Annotated in this window: 16 protein-coding genes; 6 read left to right on the forward strand and 10 right to left on the reverse strand. The window is 74.2% G+C overall.

Annotated features, from left to right (window positions below; all coding sequences use genetic code 11):
- Together A0J59_RS14400 and lpdA are read right to left on the reverse strand one after the other, a co-directional pair.
- The coding region (locus A0J59_RS14400) for a biotin/lipoyl-containing protein (protein WP_304439891.1) at positions 1-257 on the reverse strand (257 nt) is incomplete at its 3' end.
- Between the two features lie 30 nt (positions 258-287).
- Complete coding sequence (gene lpdA / locus A0J59_RS14405) at positions 288-1,670, reverse strand: dihydrolipoyl dehydrogenase (protein WP_064316586.1); 1,383 nt, start codon at positions 1,668-1,670, stop codon at positions 288-290.
- A 225-nt stretch (positions 1,671-1,895) separates the two neighbouring features.
- Between lpdA and A0J59_RS14410 the strand changes: the two genes are divergently transcribed.
- Complete coding sequence (locus tag A0J59_RS14410; RefSeq protein WP_255365237.1) at positions 1,896-2,249, forward strand: oxidoreductase; 354 nt, start codon at positions 1,896-1,898, stop codon at positions 2,247-2,249.
- Positions 2,250-2,342: 93 nt separating this feature from the next.
- On the opposite strand, the gene A0J59_RS14415 is transcribed toward A0J59_RS14410, so the two are convergent.
- Positions 2,343-3,848 carry a leucyl aminopeptidase gene (locus tag A0J59_RS14415; protein ID WP_064316569.1) on the reverse strand — a complete coding sequence of 502 codons (1,506 nt, stop codon included), beginning with the start codon at positions 3,846-3,848 and terminating at the stop codon, positions 2,343-2,345.
- Between the two features lie 103 nt (positions 3,849-3,951).
- On the opposite strand from A0J59_RS14415, the gene A0J59_RS14420 reads away from it, so the two are divergent.
- Genes A0J59_RS14420 through A0J59_RS14435 form a run of 4 tightly spaced genes read left to right on the forward strand, consistent with a single transcriptional unit; the run spans position 3,952 to position 6,137 of the window.
- Positions 3,952-4,308 (forward strand): hypothetical protein, encoded by a 357-nt coding sequence (locus A0J59_RS14420; protein WP_047234254.1) that lies wholly within the window; start codon positions 3,952-3,954, stop codon positions 4,306-4,308.
- Between the two features lie 16 nt (positions 4,309-4,324).
- On the forward strand, positions 4,325-4,822 hold the full coding sequence (locus A0J59_RS14425; RefSeq protein WP_064316570.1) for a hypothetical protein: 498 nt from the start codon (positions 4,325-4,327) through the stop codon (positions 4,820-4,822).
- Complete coding sequence (locus A0J59_RS14430; protein ID WP_053371244.1) at positions 4,819-5,931, forward strand: quinone-dependent dihydroorotate dehydrogenase; 1,113 nt, start codon at positions 4,819-4,821, stop codon at positions 5,929-5,931. The genes A0J59_RS14425 and A0J59_RS14430 overlap by 4 nt, the downstream gene beginning before the upstream one ends.
- Positions 5,928-6,137 carry a hypothetical protein gene (locus A0J59_RS14435; protein ID WP_047234257.1) on the forward strand — a complete coding sequence of 70 codons (210 nt, stop codon included), beginning with the start codon at positions 5,928-5,930 and terminating at the stop codon, positions 6,135-6,137. Before A0J59_RS14430 ends, A0J59_RS14435 begins: the two co-directional genes overlap by 4 nt.
- Before the next feature lie 33 nt (positions 6,138-6,170).
- Here the strand turns inward: A0J59_RS14435 and A0J59_RS14440 are convergent, their stop codons facing one another.
- Positions 6,171-7,682, reverse strand: coding sequence for a PLP-dependent aminotransferase family protein (locus tag A0J59_RS14440; RefSeq protein WP_064316571.1), 1,512 nt, complete (start codon positions 7,680-7,682; stop codon positions 6,171-6,173).
- 62 nt (positions 7,683-7,744) lie between these two features.
- On the opposite strand from A0J59_RS14440, the gene A0J59_RS14445 reads away from it, so the two are divergent.
- Positions 7,745-8,458: a YitT family protein gene (locus A0J59_RS14445; RefSeq protein ID WP_231581922.1), complete on the forward strand. Its 714-nt coding sequence runs from the start codon at positions 7,745-7,747 to the stop codon at positions 8,456-8,458.
- 58 nt (positions 8,459-8,516) lie between these two features.
- Here A0J59_RS14445 and A0J59_RS14450 read toward each other — a convergent pair whose 3' ends face one another.
- The 6 genes from A0J59_RS14450 to A0J59_RS22120 all read right to left on the reverse strand — a co-directional run bounded on the left by A0J59_RS14450 (position 8,517) and on the right by A0J59_RS22120 (position 16,205).
- On the reverse strand, positions 8,517-9,527 hold the full coding sequence (locus A0J59_RS14450) for an aldo/keto reductase family protein (protein ID WP_047234259.1): 1,011 nt from the start codon (positions 9,525-9,527) through the stop codon (positions 8,517-8,519).
- A gap of 61 nt (positions 9,528-9,588) precedes the next feature.
- The gene (locus A0J59_RS14455; RefSeq protein WP_172820067.1) at positions 9,589-10,992 is read right to left on the reverse strand and encodes a DNA polymerase IV; all 1,404 of its coding nucleotides are present in this window, start codon (positions 10,990-10,992) and stop codon (positions 9,589-9,591) included.
- Positions 10,993-11,210: 218 nt separating this feature from the next.
- Positions 11,211-12,038, reverse strand: a complete 828-nt coding sequence (locus A0J59_RS14460) for an alpha/beta hydrolase (protein ID WP_064316572.1) — start codon at positions 12,036-12,038, stop codon at positions 11,211-11,213.
- A 20-nt stretch (positions 12,039-12,058) separates the two neighbouring features.
- A complete protein-coding gene (locus tag A0J59_RS14465) occupies positions 12,059-12,883 on the reverse strand; it encodes an alpha/beta fold hydrolase (RefSeq protein ID WP_053371249.1) in 825 nt (274 codons plus the stop codon).
- A gap of 113 nt (positions 12,884-12,996) precedes the next feature.
- On the reverse strand, positions 12,997-15,732 hold the full coding sequence (locus A0J59_RS14470; RefSeq protein ID WP_064316573.1) for a LuxR family transcriptional regulator: 2,736 nt from the start codon (positions 15,730-15,732) through the stop codon (positions 12,997-12,999).
- A gap of 134 nt (positions 15,733-15,866) precedes the next feature.
- A complete protein-coding gene (locus tag A0J59_RS22120; protein ID WP_220084489.1) occupies positions 15,867-16,205 on the reverse strand; it encodes a VOC family protein in 339 nt (112 codons plus the stop codon).
- Positions 16,206-16,278 lie beyond the last annotated feature (73 nt).

Raw genomic sequence — 16,278 nt, forward strand, 5'->3', positions numbered from 1 at the left:
TGCTCGAGCAGATCCTCGTCCAGGAGGACGAGGCCGTGGAGGTCGGTACCGACCTCCACGGTCTCGTCCTCCTGGACGAGGATCTGCTCGAGCACGCCCGCGACGGGCGACGGGATCTCGGTGTCGACCTTGTCGGTCGAGACCTCGAGCAGCGGCTCGTCGACGGCGACGGTGTCGCCGACCGACTTGAGCCAACGGGTGACGGTGCCTTCGGTGACGGACTCGCCGAGGGCCGGCATCTGCACGTTCTCAGACATGACCTGCCTGGTCTCCTTCGATCGTTGGGGTCAGTTGTGGGCGTGCAGAGGCTTGCCGGCCAGGGCCAGGTGCGCCTCTCCGAGTGCCTCGTTCTGGGTGGGGTGGGCGTGGACCAGGGCGGCGACGTCCTCGGGGTACGCCTCCCAGCCCACGATGAGCTGGCCCTCGCCGACGAGCTCGCCGACGCGCGCGCCGATCATGTGCACGCCGACGACGGGACCGTCCTTGCGGCGCACGAGCTTGACGAAGCCGCTGGTCGCGAGGATCTTGCTCTTGCCGTTGCCGGCGAGGTTGTACTCGAGGGACTCGACCTGGTCGGCGCCCCACGTCTCGATCGCCGCGGCCTCCGTGACGCCGACGGACGCGACCTCGGGCTCGCAGTACGTCACGCGCGGGATGGACGACTCGACGATCGGCGTCGGGTCGAGCCCGGCGATCTGCTCCGCGAGGAAGATGCCCTGCGCGAACCCGCGGTGCGCGAGCTGGAGGCCGGGCACGATGTCGCCCGCGGCCCAGATGTTCCCGACGCCCGTGTGCAGGCGCTCGTCGACGATCACGAACCCGCGGTCGAGCGTGATGCCCTGCGCCTCGAACCCGAGGTCCGCGGTGCGGGGTCCGCGCCCGACGGCGACGAGCAGCAGCTCGGCCTCGAACGTCTTGCCGGACTCGAGCGTGACGGTGACCCCCGAGTCGGTCTCCTTGACGCCCGCGAACCGGTCGCCGAGCGAGAACTTGATGCCGCGCTTGCGGAACGCGCGCTCGAGCGACTTGGAGAGCGCCTCGTCCTCGTTGGGCACGAGGTGGGGCAGCGCCTCGACGATCTGGACGTCGGCGCCGAACGACTTCCACACGCTCGCGAACTCGACGCCGATGACGCCGCCGCCGAGCACGACCACCGACGTGGGCACGCGGTCGAGCCCCAGCGCCTGGTCGGACGTGATGACGCGGCCGGCGATCTCGAGGCCCGGGAGCGAGCGCGAGTACGAGCCGGTCGCGAGCACGACGTGGCGGCCGGTGTAGCGGGTGCCGTCGACCTCGACGGTGTCCTGCGACACGAGCCGGCCGTGCCCCTCGACGAACGTGATGCCGCGCGAGGAGACGAGCCCCTGGAGCCCCTTGTAGAGCCCGGCGACGACGCCGTCCTTGTAGCTGTTGACGCCTGCCATGTCGATGCCGTCGAACGTGCTGCGGACGCCGAACTTCACGCCCTCCCGGGCGCCGTCGGCGAGCTCGGCCGCGTGGAGCAGGGCCTTGGTGGGGATGCACCCGTTGTGCAGGCAGGTGCCACCGAGCTTGCCCGACTCGACGAGCGCGACGGAGAGACCGAGCTGGGCGGCGCGCAGCGCGGTGGCGTAGCCGGCGCTGCCTCCGCCCAGGACGACGACGTCGAATGGTGTGCCGGGTTCGGCCACGTGCGACTCCTTCAGCGAGGGGAGAGCGAGGGCGGACGCCCACGGCACGTCGGCGGGCCTCGCGAGAACCGCTGGCCCACGGTGCGTGAACGTTCTCCGGGTGCCATCTTGGCACCTCGGGCACGGGCTCCCCAATCGAAACCAGGGCCTCGCGGCTGTGACGCTGCAGACAGCGGCGCCCACCGTATGACCAGGGTCACGCTGTACCCTGCCGCTGTGCCCCGGCTGCCCAAGCTGTCCAGCCTGTTCTCCCGCCGCCCCGCGACGACCCCGTCCGCGACCGGCGGCTCCGCCGCGCCGTCGGACGCCCGCCGCGCGACGCTCGCCCACCTCCAGGAATTCGTGCGCACGCGCGTCGGGGTCGAGGCGTACGTCGAGCCGCCCACGCAGGACACCGGGGCGACGCTCCTGCTCATCGCGACGACGGGGGAGTGGACGCGGCGCCGTGTGCCCGACGAGAAGACGGCGTTCGACGTCGCCGGCTCGCTGGGCGTGCCCGTCTACAACGTCCGCTTCACCGGCTACCCGCAGCGCATGCGGGACTGGAACTCGCGCCAGCGGCAGCGCCGGAGCTCCTGACCGGCCGACCGGGCGGTCAGCCGGGTCGAGCAGGTGGTCGTGGTCCGTCTGGTCACCCGGACGGACCACGACCACCTGCTCGGCGAGGTCGGCTCAGCGGCGGGCGCGGCCCTCGACCAGGCTGAGCAGGGTGCGGACGGCGACGCCCGTGCCGCCGACCGGCGTGTACCCGTGCGCGGAGCCCTCGTTGAACGCCGGACCGGCGATGTCGAGGTGCGCCCACGGCGTCTCGCCGACGAACTCCTGAAGGAACAGGCCCGCGACGAGCATGCCGCCGAACCGGTCGCCGATGTTCGCGAGGTCCGCGACCTTCGACTTCAGCGACGCGCCCAGCTCCTCGGGCAGCGGCATCGGCCAGAACTGCTCGCCCGCCGCGTCCGCCGCCGCGACGACCTCGGCGCGCACGTCGTCGGCGCCCATCACGGCGGAGACGCGGTTGCCGAGCGCGACCATCTGGGCACCGGTGAGCGTCGCGACGTCGAGCACGACGTCCGGCTTCTCCTCGACCGCGGCGACGAGGCCGTCGGCCATGACCAGGCGGCCCTCGGCGTCGGTGTTGAGCACCTCGACGGTCTTGCCGCCGCGGATCGTGATGACGTCCGACGGGCGCTGGGCGGTGCCGGACGGCATGTTCTCCGCGAGGCACAGCCAGCCCGTCACGGCCACGGGCAGCCCGAGGCGTGCAGCGGCGACGACCGTCTGGAGCACGGCGGCGGCGCCAGCCATGTCGGACTTCATCGCCTCCATCCCCTTGGCGGGCTTGATCGAGATGCCGCCCGAGTCGAACGTGATGCCCTTGCCGACGAGCGCGACCTTCGCGGCGGGGCGCGACGGCGCGTAGGCGACCTTGACGAGGCGCGGACCGCGCGCCGAGCCCTGGCCCACGCCGACCAGACCGCCGTAGCCGCCCGCGGCGAGCGCCTTGTCGTCGAGCACCGTGACCTTGAGGCCCTTGGCGCCGGAGTCCTTGGCGGCCTGCTTCGCGACGTCGGCGAACGCGGCCGGGAAGAGGTCGTTGGGCGCCGCGTTGACGAGGTCGCGCGTCGCGTTGACCGCGGCCGCGACGACCTTGGCCCGCTCGACGGCGGCCTTGGACGCGGAGCTGCGCGCGCTCCCGGCGAGGATCTCGACGGACGCCGGCGGGCGGCTCGCGGCCGACGATGCGGCCTCGCCCGTGCGGTAGCGCGCGAACGCGTACGCGCCGAGCAGCGCCCCCTCGGCGACCGCGCCGAGCTCGGTCTCGTCCTCGACGGGGAGCGCGACGGCGACCGACGCCGCGCCGGCGAGCCCGCGCAGCGCAGCACCGGCGGCGCGGCGCAGCGCCTCGGCGCTGAAGGTGCCGTCCGCGCGCCGTGCGCCGAGGCCCACGAGGACGAGCACGTCGGCCTTGAGCTCGGGCCCGGCGGGCACCTTGCGGACCTCGTCGGCCGCGCCCGTGATGCCGAGCGCGGGTGCGAGGTCCTCGAGAGCGGCGACCACCGGGCGGGGCAGGTCGCCCCCGACGATCGCGACGCCGTCGGACGTCGTGTGGGTGCCGACGACGAGTGCGTCGACCTTGGCACCGGCGGGATTCTTGCTGGAGACGGTCAGTTCAGCCACCCCGCGATGCTATCTCCGAGGGCGCGGCCCCTGCCCCCGCTCGGGCCGCGGGACCTGTGGACCGATTCCATGGCCGCGGGCCGCCCCCGGTACGCTCGGCCGCGTGGTCCTTCCCCTCCTGCTGCTCGTGGTCGCGGCGTGCGTCGCGCTCGCCGGCTGGGCGCTCGTGTTCGTCGCACGCGACCGTGCGGTGATCCTCCGCCAGCTCTGGGGGGCGGCGGTGATCGAGGGGCTGATCCTCGTGCAGGCGGTGGTGGTGGGCGTGCTCGGCGCCACCGGGACCGCGCCGAGCGACCCCGTGCTGCTGTGGGGCTACCTCGTGACCGCCCTCTTCATCCTGCCCGTCGCCGCGCTGTGGGCCTTCGCGGAGCGCTCGCGCTGGAGCTCGGTCGTGCTCGCGGTCGCCGCGCTCACCGTCGCGTTCCTCGAGTGGCGCTTGTGGCAGATCTGGAACGCCTGACCTGGAGGTCCTCGCCATGAGCGCACCTGCCGCCCCGGACGGGACGCCGCGCCCCCGTCGCACGAACACCGGCTTCGGCCGGGTGCTCGTCGCCGTGTACGGGATCTTCGCGCTCGCGGCCTCGGCCCGCGCGGCCGTGCAGCTCCTGCGCGACTGGCACGAGGCGCCGCTCGCGTACGCGCTGTCTGCGCTCGCGGCGGCCGTGTACGTCGTCGCGACGGTCGCGCTCGCGCGGGGCGGTGCCGTCGCGCGCCGGGTCGCGTGGGTCGCGGTGGGCGTCGAGCTCGTCGGCGTGCTCGCCGTCGGCGCCTTCTCGCTCGCCGACCCCGAGGCCTTCCCCCGCGCGACCGTCTGGTCCGGCTTCGGGCAGGGCTACGGCTACGTGCCGCTCGTCCTGCCCTTCGTGGGGCTGTGGTGGCTCTGGCGCACCCGTCCGGGCGCCGCCTCGCAGGACGACACCCCGAGCACCACCAGCAGCCGCACCACCACCGACGCCCCGGAGGACGCCGCATGACCCGCCGCCGACCGCTCCTGTACGGGCTGCTCTTCGACACCGTCTTCCGTCGGATGGACCCCGAGCGCGCGCACCACGTCGCGTTCGACCTCATCGGCGCCGTCGGCCGCGTGCCGGTGCTGCGCGACGTCGTGCAGGGGGCGCTCGCGCCCTACCTGGGCCGCGCGGCAGGGGGTCGGGGCAGCGTCGAGGTCCTGGGCAAGGTCTTCCCCGCGCCCTTCGGTCTCGCGGGCGGGTTCGACAAGGACGCGCGCGCCGTGCGCGGGCTCACGATGCTCGGGTTCGCGTTCGTCGAGATCGGCACCGTCACGGCGCACGCGCAGCCGGGCAACGAGAAGCCACGCCTGTGGCGCGAGCTCGACGTGATGGGCGTGCGCAACCGCATGGGCTTCAACAACGAGGGTGCCGCGGCGGCCGCCCGCCGGCTCGAGGCGCTGCGCTCGACGAGGTCGGGACGCGCCGTGCTCGTGGGGGCCAACATCGGCAAGACGAAGGTCACGCCCGCGGCCGAGGCCGCGGCGGACTACGCGACGAGCGCGGGGCTGCTCGCGCCGTACGCGGACTACCTCGTCGTCAACGTCTCCTCGCCCAACACCCCGGGCCTGCGCGACCTCCAGGAGGTCGAGTCGCTGCGCCCGATCCTCGTGGCGGTGCGCGAGGCCGCCGACGCCGCGACCGCGGACGCGGGGGTCGCCCGGGTGCCGCTGCTCGTCAAGATCGCGCCCGACCTCGCGGACGAGGACGTGGACGCGGTCGCCGACCTCGTCGACGAGCTCGACCTCGACGGCGTCGTCGCCGTGAACACGACGATCGGGCACGACCGCGGGCCCGGCGGGCTGTCCGGCCCGCCCGTGCGCGCACGCGGCCTCGCGGTCGTCGCGCGCCTGCGCGAGCGCCTCGGCACGCGGCGCGCGATCATCGGCGTCGGGGGCATCACGACCGCGCACGACGCCCGCGACTACCTGCACGCGGGGGCCGACCTCGTTCAGGGGTACACCGGGTTCCTCTACCAGGGCCCGCTCTGGGCGGCGCGCATCAACCGGTCGCTCGCGCGCCACCCGGAGCCGGGCGAGCACGTGCGCGGCGCCGAGGCGAGGGAGGCACGATGATCCGGCCGCAGTGGGTCTGGGAGCTCGACGACGCCGAGGGTCGCGTCCTCGCCGCGCCGGTGAGTCCCGTCTTCACGACGCAGTACGACGCCGAGCAGTGGCTCGGCGAGACGTGGCGCACCTTGGCCGCCGAGGGCGCCGCCGTCGCGCGGCTCCTGCACGACGGCACGCAGGCGACCGCGTCCGTCGAGCTCCGCTCTCGCTGACCGCGTCCGTCACGTACCGACGGCCCGGCGGCATCATGCCGCCACGCGTGACCACGCCGCGACGAGCCGCGGGACGGCCCGCTCCAGCTCCTCGGGCGGGCGCGAGAACGTGAGGCGGATGCGGTCAGCGGCGCTGCCGTCCGGGGTGAACGTCGGGCCGGCGTTGACCAGGACTCCCTCCGCGGCCGCCGCAGCGGCGAACGCCTGAGCGACGGGCGCGCCCACGTCGACCCAGAGCGACAGACCGCCCTCCGGGACGTGCACCCGCCAGTCGGGGAGCGCTGTGCCCAGGAGCCCGCACAGCAGGTCGCGCTGGGCGCGCAGCATCCGGCGGCGCTCGGCGAGCACGCTGCCCGCGTCGTCGAGCAGCTCGACGACGGCGAGCTGCTCGAGCACCGCGGTCGCGATGTCGGCGGACTGCCGCGTGCGCGCGAGCCGCGCGACGAGGTCGGGGTGCGCGCGGACCCACCCGACGCGCAGCCCGCCCCAGAACGACTTGGACGCCGAGCCCACGGTGACGACGAACGGCGACGTCCCGTCGCCGGCGAGCGGCTCGGTGACGGGGCCGACGGCGTCGGGGTCGCCGTCGAGGTCGAGGTCCGTGAGGGTCTCGTCCCCGACGACGGTCACGCGGTGCCGCGCCGCGGCGTCGCGCACCCCGGCCCGCTCCTCGGCCGTGAGCGTGTAGGCGGTCGGGTTGTGGAAGTCCGGCACGAGGTACACCAGTCGCGGGGAGACCTGGCGCAGCGTGGATCCGAAGAGGTCGACGTCGAACCCGGGCGCGTCCCGGTCGCGGCCGGGGTGCGCCTCCCGGTCGCCGCGCCCCACGGGGACGGGCACGAGCCGTGCCCCGGCCCGCCGCAGCGCCTCCATCGCGTGGTAGTACGTGGGCGACTGCACCACGGCGCGGTCTCCGACGCCGAGGAGCGTGCCGGCGAGCGTGGTGATCGCGTGCTGGGCACCGGTCGTGACGAGGACCTCGTCGGGCGTCGTCGGCGTGCCGCGCCGCGTGTGGTGGTCGGCGATCGCCTCGCGCAGGACGCCGACGCCGTACGGCTCGTACCCGCCTCCGGACAGGTACTCGGGGAGGCGTTCGAGCGCGCGCGAGTACGCGCCGTGCAGCCCGCTCGGGGCGGCGGACGTCGCCTGGGAGAGGTCGGCGAGGTCGATCGGGGCGACGTGGGGGGCGGGTGCGGGCGGCGCGTCGCCCCCGCGCGCGCGAGGTGCGGTCCGGGGTCGCGTCGCGCGGGGGAGGACGACGACGGTCCCCGACCCCGTGCGCGAGCGTGCGAAGCCCAGCTCGCGCAGCCGCCCGTACGCGGCCGCCGTGGTGGTGCGGGAGACGCCGAGCGCGACGGCGAGGTCGCGCTCGGAGGGGAGCCGCGTGTGCGGGGCGAGCGTGCCGGCGAGGACGGCGGCGCGCAGCGCGTCGGCCAGCGCGGTGTACGCGGGGCCGCCCGCGTGCCAGCGACCCAGCAACCGCGCCGCGGCGGCGGGGGAGAGGTGGCGGTGGACGTCGACGGACCCGAGCGGGGCGAGGCTCATGGGGCCACTCTCTCGCGATTGGCTATGGATGTCGATGCCACTTGGTCGTCAGGATGGCTCGCATGAGCCCCACCCGTCGTGCCGTCCAGCTCCTCCTCGGCCTGCTCGCCTATGCGCTCTCCATGGCGATGCTGCTCCACGCGGGTCAGGGCGGGATGCCGTGGGACGTCCTGCACCAGGGCGTCGTGCTCCGCACCGGGCTGCCGTTCGGCGTCGTCGTCGGATCCCTCAGCGTGCTCGCGCTGCTCGCGTGGATCCCGCTGCGGCAGCGGCCCGGGATCGGGACGATCGCGAACGTCGTGGTCATCACCCTGACCATCGACCCGGCGATCGCGCTCGTGACGCGCCTCGTGCCCGACCCCGGCGTCGCCGCGAGCGTCGCGCTCGCCGTCGGCGGGATCGTGCTCAACGGGCTCGCGACCTCGGCGTACCTCGGGGTGCGCCTCGGGCCCGGCCCGCGCGACGGGCTCATGACCGGCCTGGTCGCGCGCACCGGCTGGTCGGTGCGCCTCGTGCGCACGCTCATCGAGGTCGTCGTCGTGTCGGTGGGCTGGGTGCTCGGCGGCACGCTGGGCTGGGCGACGATCGCCTACGCGGTCGGCGTCGGGCCGATCGTCCAGCTCACCGCGCGCTGGTTCGCCCCGCGAGGGCTCGCGGACCAGCGCCCCGCCCGGGTGCGTCGTCGGGCGCACGTCAGGACGGAGCCGCGGGAGCCGGTCGCCGCGACCACAGGCCCCCGGCCGGACGAGGGGGGCATGCCCGAGACCGGCCGGTGAGGAGACGACGACGGCCCCGACGATCGCCGGGGCCGTCGTCGCGCGTGGTGCGCCGTAGTCAGGCGACGCGCGTCTGCGGCGCGTTCTCGGCGGTCTTGCCCGGGTCGCGCTCGACGGCGTCCCCGAGGACGTCGTCGATGCGCGCCAGGAGCTCGGCCGGGATCGTCACGCCCGACGCCTCGACGTTCTCGGCGACCTGCTCGGGTCGGGAGGCCCCGACGAGCGCCGCCGCGACGTTGTCGTTCTGGAGGACCCACGCGACGGCGAGCTGCGGCATGGTCAGGCCCAGCTCGTCCGCGACGGGCTTGAGGCCCTGCACCCGGGTCAGGACGTCGTCGGTCATGAACTGCGAGATCCCGCCGCGGCCCGCCTTCTCGTCGGCCGCGCGCGAACCCGCGGGCGCCGCCTGGCCGGGCAGGTACTTGCCCGAGAGCACGCCCTGGGCCATCGGGGACCAGACGATCTGCGACAGGCCCAGCTCGCGCGAGGTCGGCACGACCTCCTCCTCGATGACGCGCCACAGCATCGAGTACTGCGGCTGGGAGGAGATGAGCTGGAACCCGAGGTCCTGCGCGAGCGCGTGGCCCGCGCGGATCTGGTCCGCCGTCCACTCGGAGACGCCGATGTACAGGGCCTTGCCCTGCCGGACGATGTCCGCGAACGCCTGCATCGTCTCCTCGAGCGGCGTCTCGGTGTCGTACCGGTGCGCCTGGTAGAGGTCGACGTAGTCGGTGCCGAGGCGCTTCAGGGAGCCGTTGACCGACTCCATGACGTGCTTGCGCGACAGGCCCGTGTCGTTGGGGCCGCCGGGGCCGGTCGGCCAGTAGACCTTGGTGAAGATCTCGAGCGACTCGCGACGCTGGCCCTTCAGCGCGTCGCCGAGGACCTGCTCGGCCTTCGTGTTCGCGTAGACGTCCGCGGTGTCGAACGTCGAGATGCCGGCGTCGAGTGCCGCGTGGACGCACGCCGTCGCGACGTCGTTCTCGACCTGGGAGCCGTGGGTGAGCCAGTTGCCGTAGGTGATCTCGGAGATCTTGAGGCCGGAGTTGCCGAGGTATCGGTAGCGCATGGTCGCGAGCCTACGGCGGAGGGCGAAGCGCGCGCGTCCGCTGGGCGCGTGGGGGCCGCGTTCACACGTCGTCGTCCGGGGCCGTCGGCCGGACGGGCTCACCGTCCGGGCCGAGCGGTTCGACGAGCGCGAGGTCCTCGACGGCGGGGTCGATCCAGCGCTGGTAGCCGGGCCCGGTCTGCGCGGTCTCGAAGCGCACCGCGACGCGCCCGTCGTCGCCGACGCGCACGACCCACCCCCGACCGTCGGTCGCGGTCTCGACGTCCAGGCCGGGCGCGAGGAGAGCGGCCGTCGCCCGGACCGGGCCAGTCGCCGGTGTCGTGGGCGCTGCCTCGGCGGCGGCGGGCGCGGGAGCCTCGTGCTCGTCGGTGCCGAGCGGCAGCATGAGCTGGGCGTGCTCGGAGAGTCCGTGGAACGCGACGCCGAGCAGGCGGACGGGCTCGGAGACGTCGGCGAGGCGGAGGGCGCGGTGCGCGGCGTCGCGCAGCGCGCCGTCGTCGGCCGTCGGCCGGGGCAGCGTCACCGAGCGGGTGAGGGTCGTGAACGACGCGAGGCGCACCTTGACGACGACCGTGCGTGCCGCGACGGCGTGCCGCTCCAGACGGGCCAGCGCGGCGTCGACCACGGGGTCCAGCGCCGCGTCGACCGCGGTGCGGCCGTGGAGGTCGGCGTCGAAGGTGTGCTCGGCACCGGCGGACTTGCGCTCACGCACCGTCGCCACCGGCCGGTCGTCCCAGCCGCGCGCGATCCGGTACAGGTTGGTGCCGCCCGCCTCGCCGGCCATCTGGAGCAAGGCGTCGATCGGTTGGCGGCGCAGGTCTGCGACGGTACGCACCCCGTGCTCGTCGAGTCGCGCGGCCGAGACCGGGCCGACGCCCCAGAGCGCCCGCACGGGCAGGTCGAGCAGGAACGCGTCCTCGTCGGCTCCCTCGACGACCCGGACGCCACCGGGCTTGGCCGCCTCCGAGGCGAGCTTGGCGACGAGCTTGGACCGGCCGAGCCCGAGGGAGACCGGCAGCCCGCTCAGCTCGCGCGCCCGCTCCTGGATCCGCCGGGCGAACACGTCGAGGTCGGTGCTCGGCGCGACGGCGGTCGCGACGTCCGCGAACGCCTCGTCGATGCTCACCGGTTCCACGAGGTCGGTGACCTCGCGCAACGCGGCCATGATCCGGGCGGAGTACGCCGCGTACGCGGCGAACCGCGGCACCACGACGACCGTCGACGGAGGGCACAGCCGCCGTGCCTGCTCCATCGGCATGGCCGACCGTGCGCCGTACTGCCGTGCCTCGTACGACGCGGTCGCCACGACGCTGCGCGGGCCGACGCCACCGACGAGCACCGGCCGCCCCCGCAGCGACGGCCGCTGGTGCTGCTCGACCGCCGCGAAGAACGCGTCCGCGTCGAGGTGCGCGATCGTGGGGCGGGCGCGCAGCACCGGAGCGTACGGTGCGCGGTCAGTACTCACCGCCCTACTCTGCCCCGGCCGTCCCACAGCAGCGGCCCTCGGGCCCACGAGCGGCGGCACGTACGGTCGACGAGCCAGGTGGCGAGCGCCCGGGGACGGGGGATGCTCCCGGCCCGTGCGGGTAGGCGGCGGCAAGACCGAGGGCACGCAGGGGACGGATCCACGAACGACCCCGTCGGCCGTCCACTGCGGGCGACGGGGGTCGTTCGTGGCGGCTGTCAGCCGACCTCGCTCCGGACCGCGGACTGGGCGAGGGCCCACTCGAGGGCGCGGTCGGCCACGGCCTCCCAGCCCGGCGCTGCGCAGGTCCAGTGGTCCCGGCCCTCGAGCTCGACGTACTCCGTCACCGCGGGGGAGCGGTGGTAGTGCCTGGCGTTGGACCGGTTGACGGCCGGCGGCATGATGTGGTCCTCGCTGCCGGCGATGAAGAGGAGCGGTGCCCGGTCCGCGGTGTAGTCGACCCAGGTCTCCTGGGGTCCGGGCTTGAAGTTCGCGAAGAGGCCGTACTCCCACACCCAGGCCCCCGGGGCGGCGATCGCGTAACGGTCGTAGACGCGCTGCGACTCCTCCGCGCTGAGGGTGTTGGTGAAGGCGTAGTGGAACTCCTCGGGCGTGAACGCGACCGCGCGCCGACGGTTGGCGGGGTTGCGCAGCGCGGGGAACAGCGATCGAGCCTGGGAGACCGGGGTCACGTGCACCCCTTCGGTGGGTGCGGAGTCGATCACGACCGCCGCCGCTCCCAGACCCCTGGCCAGCAGCAGCTGCGTCATGACGCCGCCGAACGAGTGGCCCATGATGATGGGCGGGGTGGCGAGCCCCTCGACGACCGCGGCGAGGTGGTCGACGGTCTCCGGGACGGTGAGGTCGGCGATGACCTGGGGGTTCTCCCGCAGCGCCTCGACCTCGATCTCGAAGCCCGGGTACGCGGGGGTCAGGACGGTGAGGCCCTTGGCCTCGTAGTGCGTGACCCAGTGCTCCCAGCTGCGCGGGGTCATCCACAGGCCGTGGATGAGGACGACCGTGTCCGGTCGGGTGACGTCGTTCATGGTGCGTCTCCTTGGTGTGCTCAGGCGTCGATGAAGGCGAGGAGGTCAGCGTGCAGCCGCTCACGGTCGGTGTCGGGCAGGGCGTGACCGCTGCCCTCGTAGACCGTGAGCACGGCACCGTCGACGAGGTCGGCCGTGCGCAGGCCGCCGACGGAGAACGGGACGATCTGGTCGTCGTCGCCGTGGATGACCAGGGTCGGGACGTCGATCGCCGCGAGGTCCGGGCGGAAGTCGGTCGCGGAGAACGCGGCGATGCACTCGTAGGCGGCACGGTGGCCGCACGCCATGCTCTGCAGCCAGAAGGCGTCGCGGAACCCCTGCGGGACGTCGTTGTTGCGGTTGTGGCCGAAGAACGGGCCGTCGGCCAGGTCGCGATAGAGCTGGGAGCGGTTCGCCACCTCGCCGGACCGGATCCCGTCGAAGACGGCGAGCGGCAGCCCGTCAGGGTTGTCGTCGGTCTGGAGCATAAGGGGCGGTACGGCCGAGACCAGCACCATCTTGGCCACGCGGGCGGTGCCGTGCCGCCCGACGTAGCGGGCGATCTCGCCCCCGCCGGTGGAGTGGCCCACGAGCGTCGCGTCGGTGACGTCGAGCGCGTTGAGCAGCTGGGCGAGGTCGTCGGCGTAGGTGTCCATCTCGTTGCCGTGCCAGGTCTGGCTCGACCGGCCGTGCCCACGACGGTCGTGGGCGATCGCGCGGTGGCCGTGCTCGGCGAGGAACAGCGCGGCCGCCTCCCAGGCGTCGGCGTTGAGCGGCCAGCCGTGGCTCAGGACGACGGGGGTCCCCTCCGTCCCCCAGTCCTTGTAGAAGATCTGCGCGCCGTCGTCGGCGGTGATGTAGGGCATCGGGTCCTCCGCGGTCGGAGTGTGGATCGGGCCCTTCGAGACTCGCCCGCCCTTCGCCGGGCCGGACCACGTGCCGCTCGTAGTCCCGAGCGAGCCGGCGCCGCTCGGCGTCCTCAGGTGCCGCGGTCGGAGATCCGGTCGGCGAGCTGGCGCCGGGACGAGATCCCGAGCTTCTGGAAGACCTTGCGGAGGTGGTAGTCCACCGTGTTCGGGCTGATGAACAGGTTGGCGCCGATCTCGGCGTTCGTCCGCCCGCCGGCGGCGAGACGCGCGACGGTGAGCTCCTGCGCCGTGAGGTCGAGGTGCTTCGTCCGGCCGTCGACGCGCGCCTCTGTGTCGACCACCCTCAGCTCGGCGAGGGTCCGGGCGACGAAGAGCTCGGCGCCGCTGTCGTGGAAGTGGTCGAGCGCGAGCCGTAGCTGGCGGGCGGCGTCTCGGCGGCGCCGGGCGCGGCGCAACCACTCGCCGTAGAGCAGGTGGGACCGTGCCAGGTCCATCTCCGCCCGCGTCGTGGCGAGCGCGTCGAGGGACGCGACGTAGTGCGGCTCGGCGTCGTCGTCGGCCGCCGTCAGCGCGAGCGCGCGCTCGGCGACACCTCGGCACCACGCTGACCCGTTGGCGTCGGCGCGCCGAGCCAGGTCCTCGACGTAGGCGTTCGCCTCGTGGGGGTGCCCACTGCGCACGGCCGCCTCGACGAAGTCGCCGTACTGGCTGGGTGTCACGTGCAGGAACGGCCGGGTGACGAGCGGGAGATGGCGTTCGTAGGCGTCGCGGTAGCTGCCGTCGGCGAGGTCGCGCACCACGAGGGCCGCGACGCCCGAGGACGTGACCCCTCCGAAGCCGGTCTCCAGGGCACCCTGCGCGACCGCGAGGACGACCTCGTGCGGGGTGCCGTTCCAGGCCAGCACGGCCGCGTTCACGACGTTCTCCGCGTCGTAGCCCATGGCGCGGCGCACCTCGCGGACGAGGTCGTCGGCGCGGGCGGCACGTTGCAACGTCCCGCCGCACAGCTCTGAGATCGCCGTCGTCCACAGGATGCTGTCGAGCTGCTGCAGTGCGCCGGCGTCCCGGGCGGCCCGCGCCGCCCGTCCCAGCGCGTCCGCGCGGCCGGCGTCGTCCCACAGGAACGTGCCCAGCGACGCGATGGCGCTGTGCCTGCGCATCATCTGGTCGTCGGGCAGCGCGAGGATCGCGTCCAAGGCACCTCGTGCGGGGCCGACCGCCTGGTCGTAGGGGTCCAGGACGAGTGCGCCCAGCCCCCGCAGGATGGTCCCGGCCGGCCCCGGCGCGAGCTCCGCGCCGGCGACGAGGCGACGACCCAGCTCGTCGGGCGTGACGCCGACCATCGCGAACTCGGCCGTGCAGCTCATCTCGAACGCCTGCAGCAGGGCGCGCTGCTCGCGTTCCACGTCGTGGCCGTGGAAGTGGCGGGCTGCGTCCAAGCACGCGGCGGTCGCTCCCCGCACGCCGTCGGCGTCGCCGACGAACATGCCGAGCGCGCTGCGCACGAGCGTCACGCGTCCCTGGGCCACCGGCCCCGCCGCCGACAGGTCGGACTCCTCGACGAGGCGCATGGCGACGTGAGCGGCGCCCGCAGCCAGTGCGGCCTCCGCCGCTGCGGCCTGACGGTCCTCGCGCGCCGGCCCGGGCGGTGTGAGCTCGGCGGCCCTGGCCAGGATGCTGGCTCGCGAGGCGAAGCCGCCTCGTCGCGCGGCGAGGTCGGCGGTGTGGGCGAGCCGGCCAGCGACCGCCTCGTCCGTCCCGACGACCGCACGGGCCGCGTGCCAGGCCTCCGGCTCGACCAGACCGAGCCGATCAGCCGCGCGCGCCAGCGCGCGGTGCACGTGCCGTCGCTCCGCCCCCGAAGCGGCGTTGTAGACGGCGGACCGCACCAGCGGGTGCCTGAACTGCACCGCGGGTGCCAGCGAGAGGAGGCCGGCCAGCTCCGCACGGTCGCCGTCGTCGGGGTCCAGGCCGAGCGCTCGCGCGGCGTCGGACACCAGGTCGACGTTCCCCGTCGGGTCCGCCGCCGCGAGCAGCACCCAGCGTTGGACGGAGGCCTCCGTCTGACGCACCCGGCGCACGTAGTGCTCTTCGAGGTGGCGACCGATCGGGACCGGCTCGTCCGAGATGCCCAGGTCGGGCAGCTCGTGCACCAGTGCCTCGCCCGCGAGGTCGATCAGCGCGAGCGGGTTGCCGCCCGTCGCACGGGCGATCGCCATGGCGGCCGGCGGTGCGAGCGGACGGTGTGATGAGCGGTTGAGCAGACGCACCGCCGTCTCGGGGTCGAGCCCCGTGAGCACGAGGTGCGGGACTCCCGTCAACCGCTCGACGAGCACGGGCTCCTCGCGTCCGGCGAACACCATCGCCACGCGTTCCGCGGCCAGTCGGCGCGCGACGAAGGCCAGGACGTGCAGGCTCTCGGGGTCGACGAGATGGGCGTCGTCGACGGCGCACACGACCGGCTGTCCCGTGCTCGCGGCTGCGAGCAGGCTCAGCATGCCGAGTCCGACGAGAAAGCGGTCGGGAGCAGGGCCGTCCGCCCGCCCGGACGCGACGGAGACGGCCTGGCGCTGTCTCGCCGGGATCGAGTCCAGATGATCGTGCAGCAGGGACACGAGGCGCTGGACCGCGGCGAAGGCCATCGACGACTCGGACTCGTACCCGTCGGCGTGCAGCACCGTGAGACCGGGCTCCCGCGATGTCGCAGCCACCAGAGTCGTCTTGCCGATGCCGGGCTCGCCGAGGACCGCCATCGCGCCGCCGCGACCGTTGCGCGCACCGCTGACCAGCGCGTTGAGCTGGTGCCGTTCGCCGACCCGGCCGAGAAGGGGCCCACCGCCATGCATACGCACAAGATAGGGAACGCGCCGGCGTCGCGACCAGGCGTGGAACGACATCGCTGCGGCGCCGTCGCCCGGCCTGGCACGTCCGGTCAGGTGCGACCGGCACGGAGAAGCGGCTGCATACTCCGGCTCGGCCGTCAGCTCGTCGCCCAGACCCCCAGTTCGTTGCCGCTCGGGTCGAGGAAGTGGAACCGGCGGCCGCCCGGGAACTCGTACGGGCCCTCGACCACCTGACCGCCCGCGCTCTGCACGGCGGCGAGGGTCGCGTCGAGGTCCGCGGAGAACAGCAGGACGAACGGCCCGCCCCGCGAGACGTCGGCCGCCTCGGCCAGGCGCAGCCCGCCCGCCTCGTCCTCGCCCGACTCCGCGGCCGTGCGGATCCTCGCGTACCCGGGACCGTAGGGGACGAACTCAGCACGCGGGGCCGCGTCCGTCGACCGCGCGACCGGAACCCGGCTGCGCGTGACGCAGGTCACAGTTGAGGTTGCCCCGGGGTCAGGGTGAACGCTCGTCGTCGACGGCAGGGAGCCGTCACCAGCACCGAGGGAG

The sequence above is a fragment of the Cellulosimicrobium sp. I38E genome (genome assembly GCF_001647255.1).
GTDB lineage: Bacteria > Actinomycetota > Actinomycetes > Actinomycetales > Cellulomonadaceae > Cellulosimicrobium > Cellulosimicrobium cellulans_E.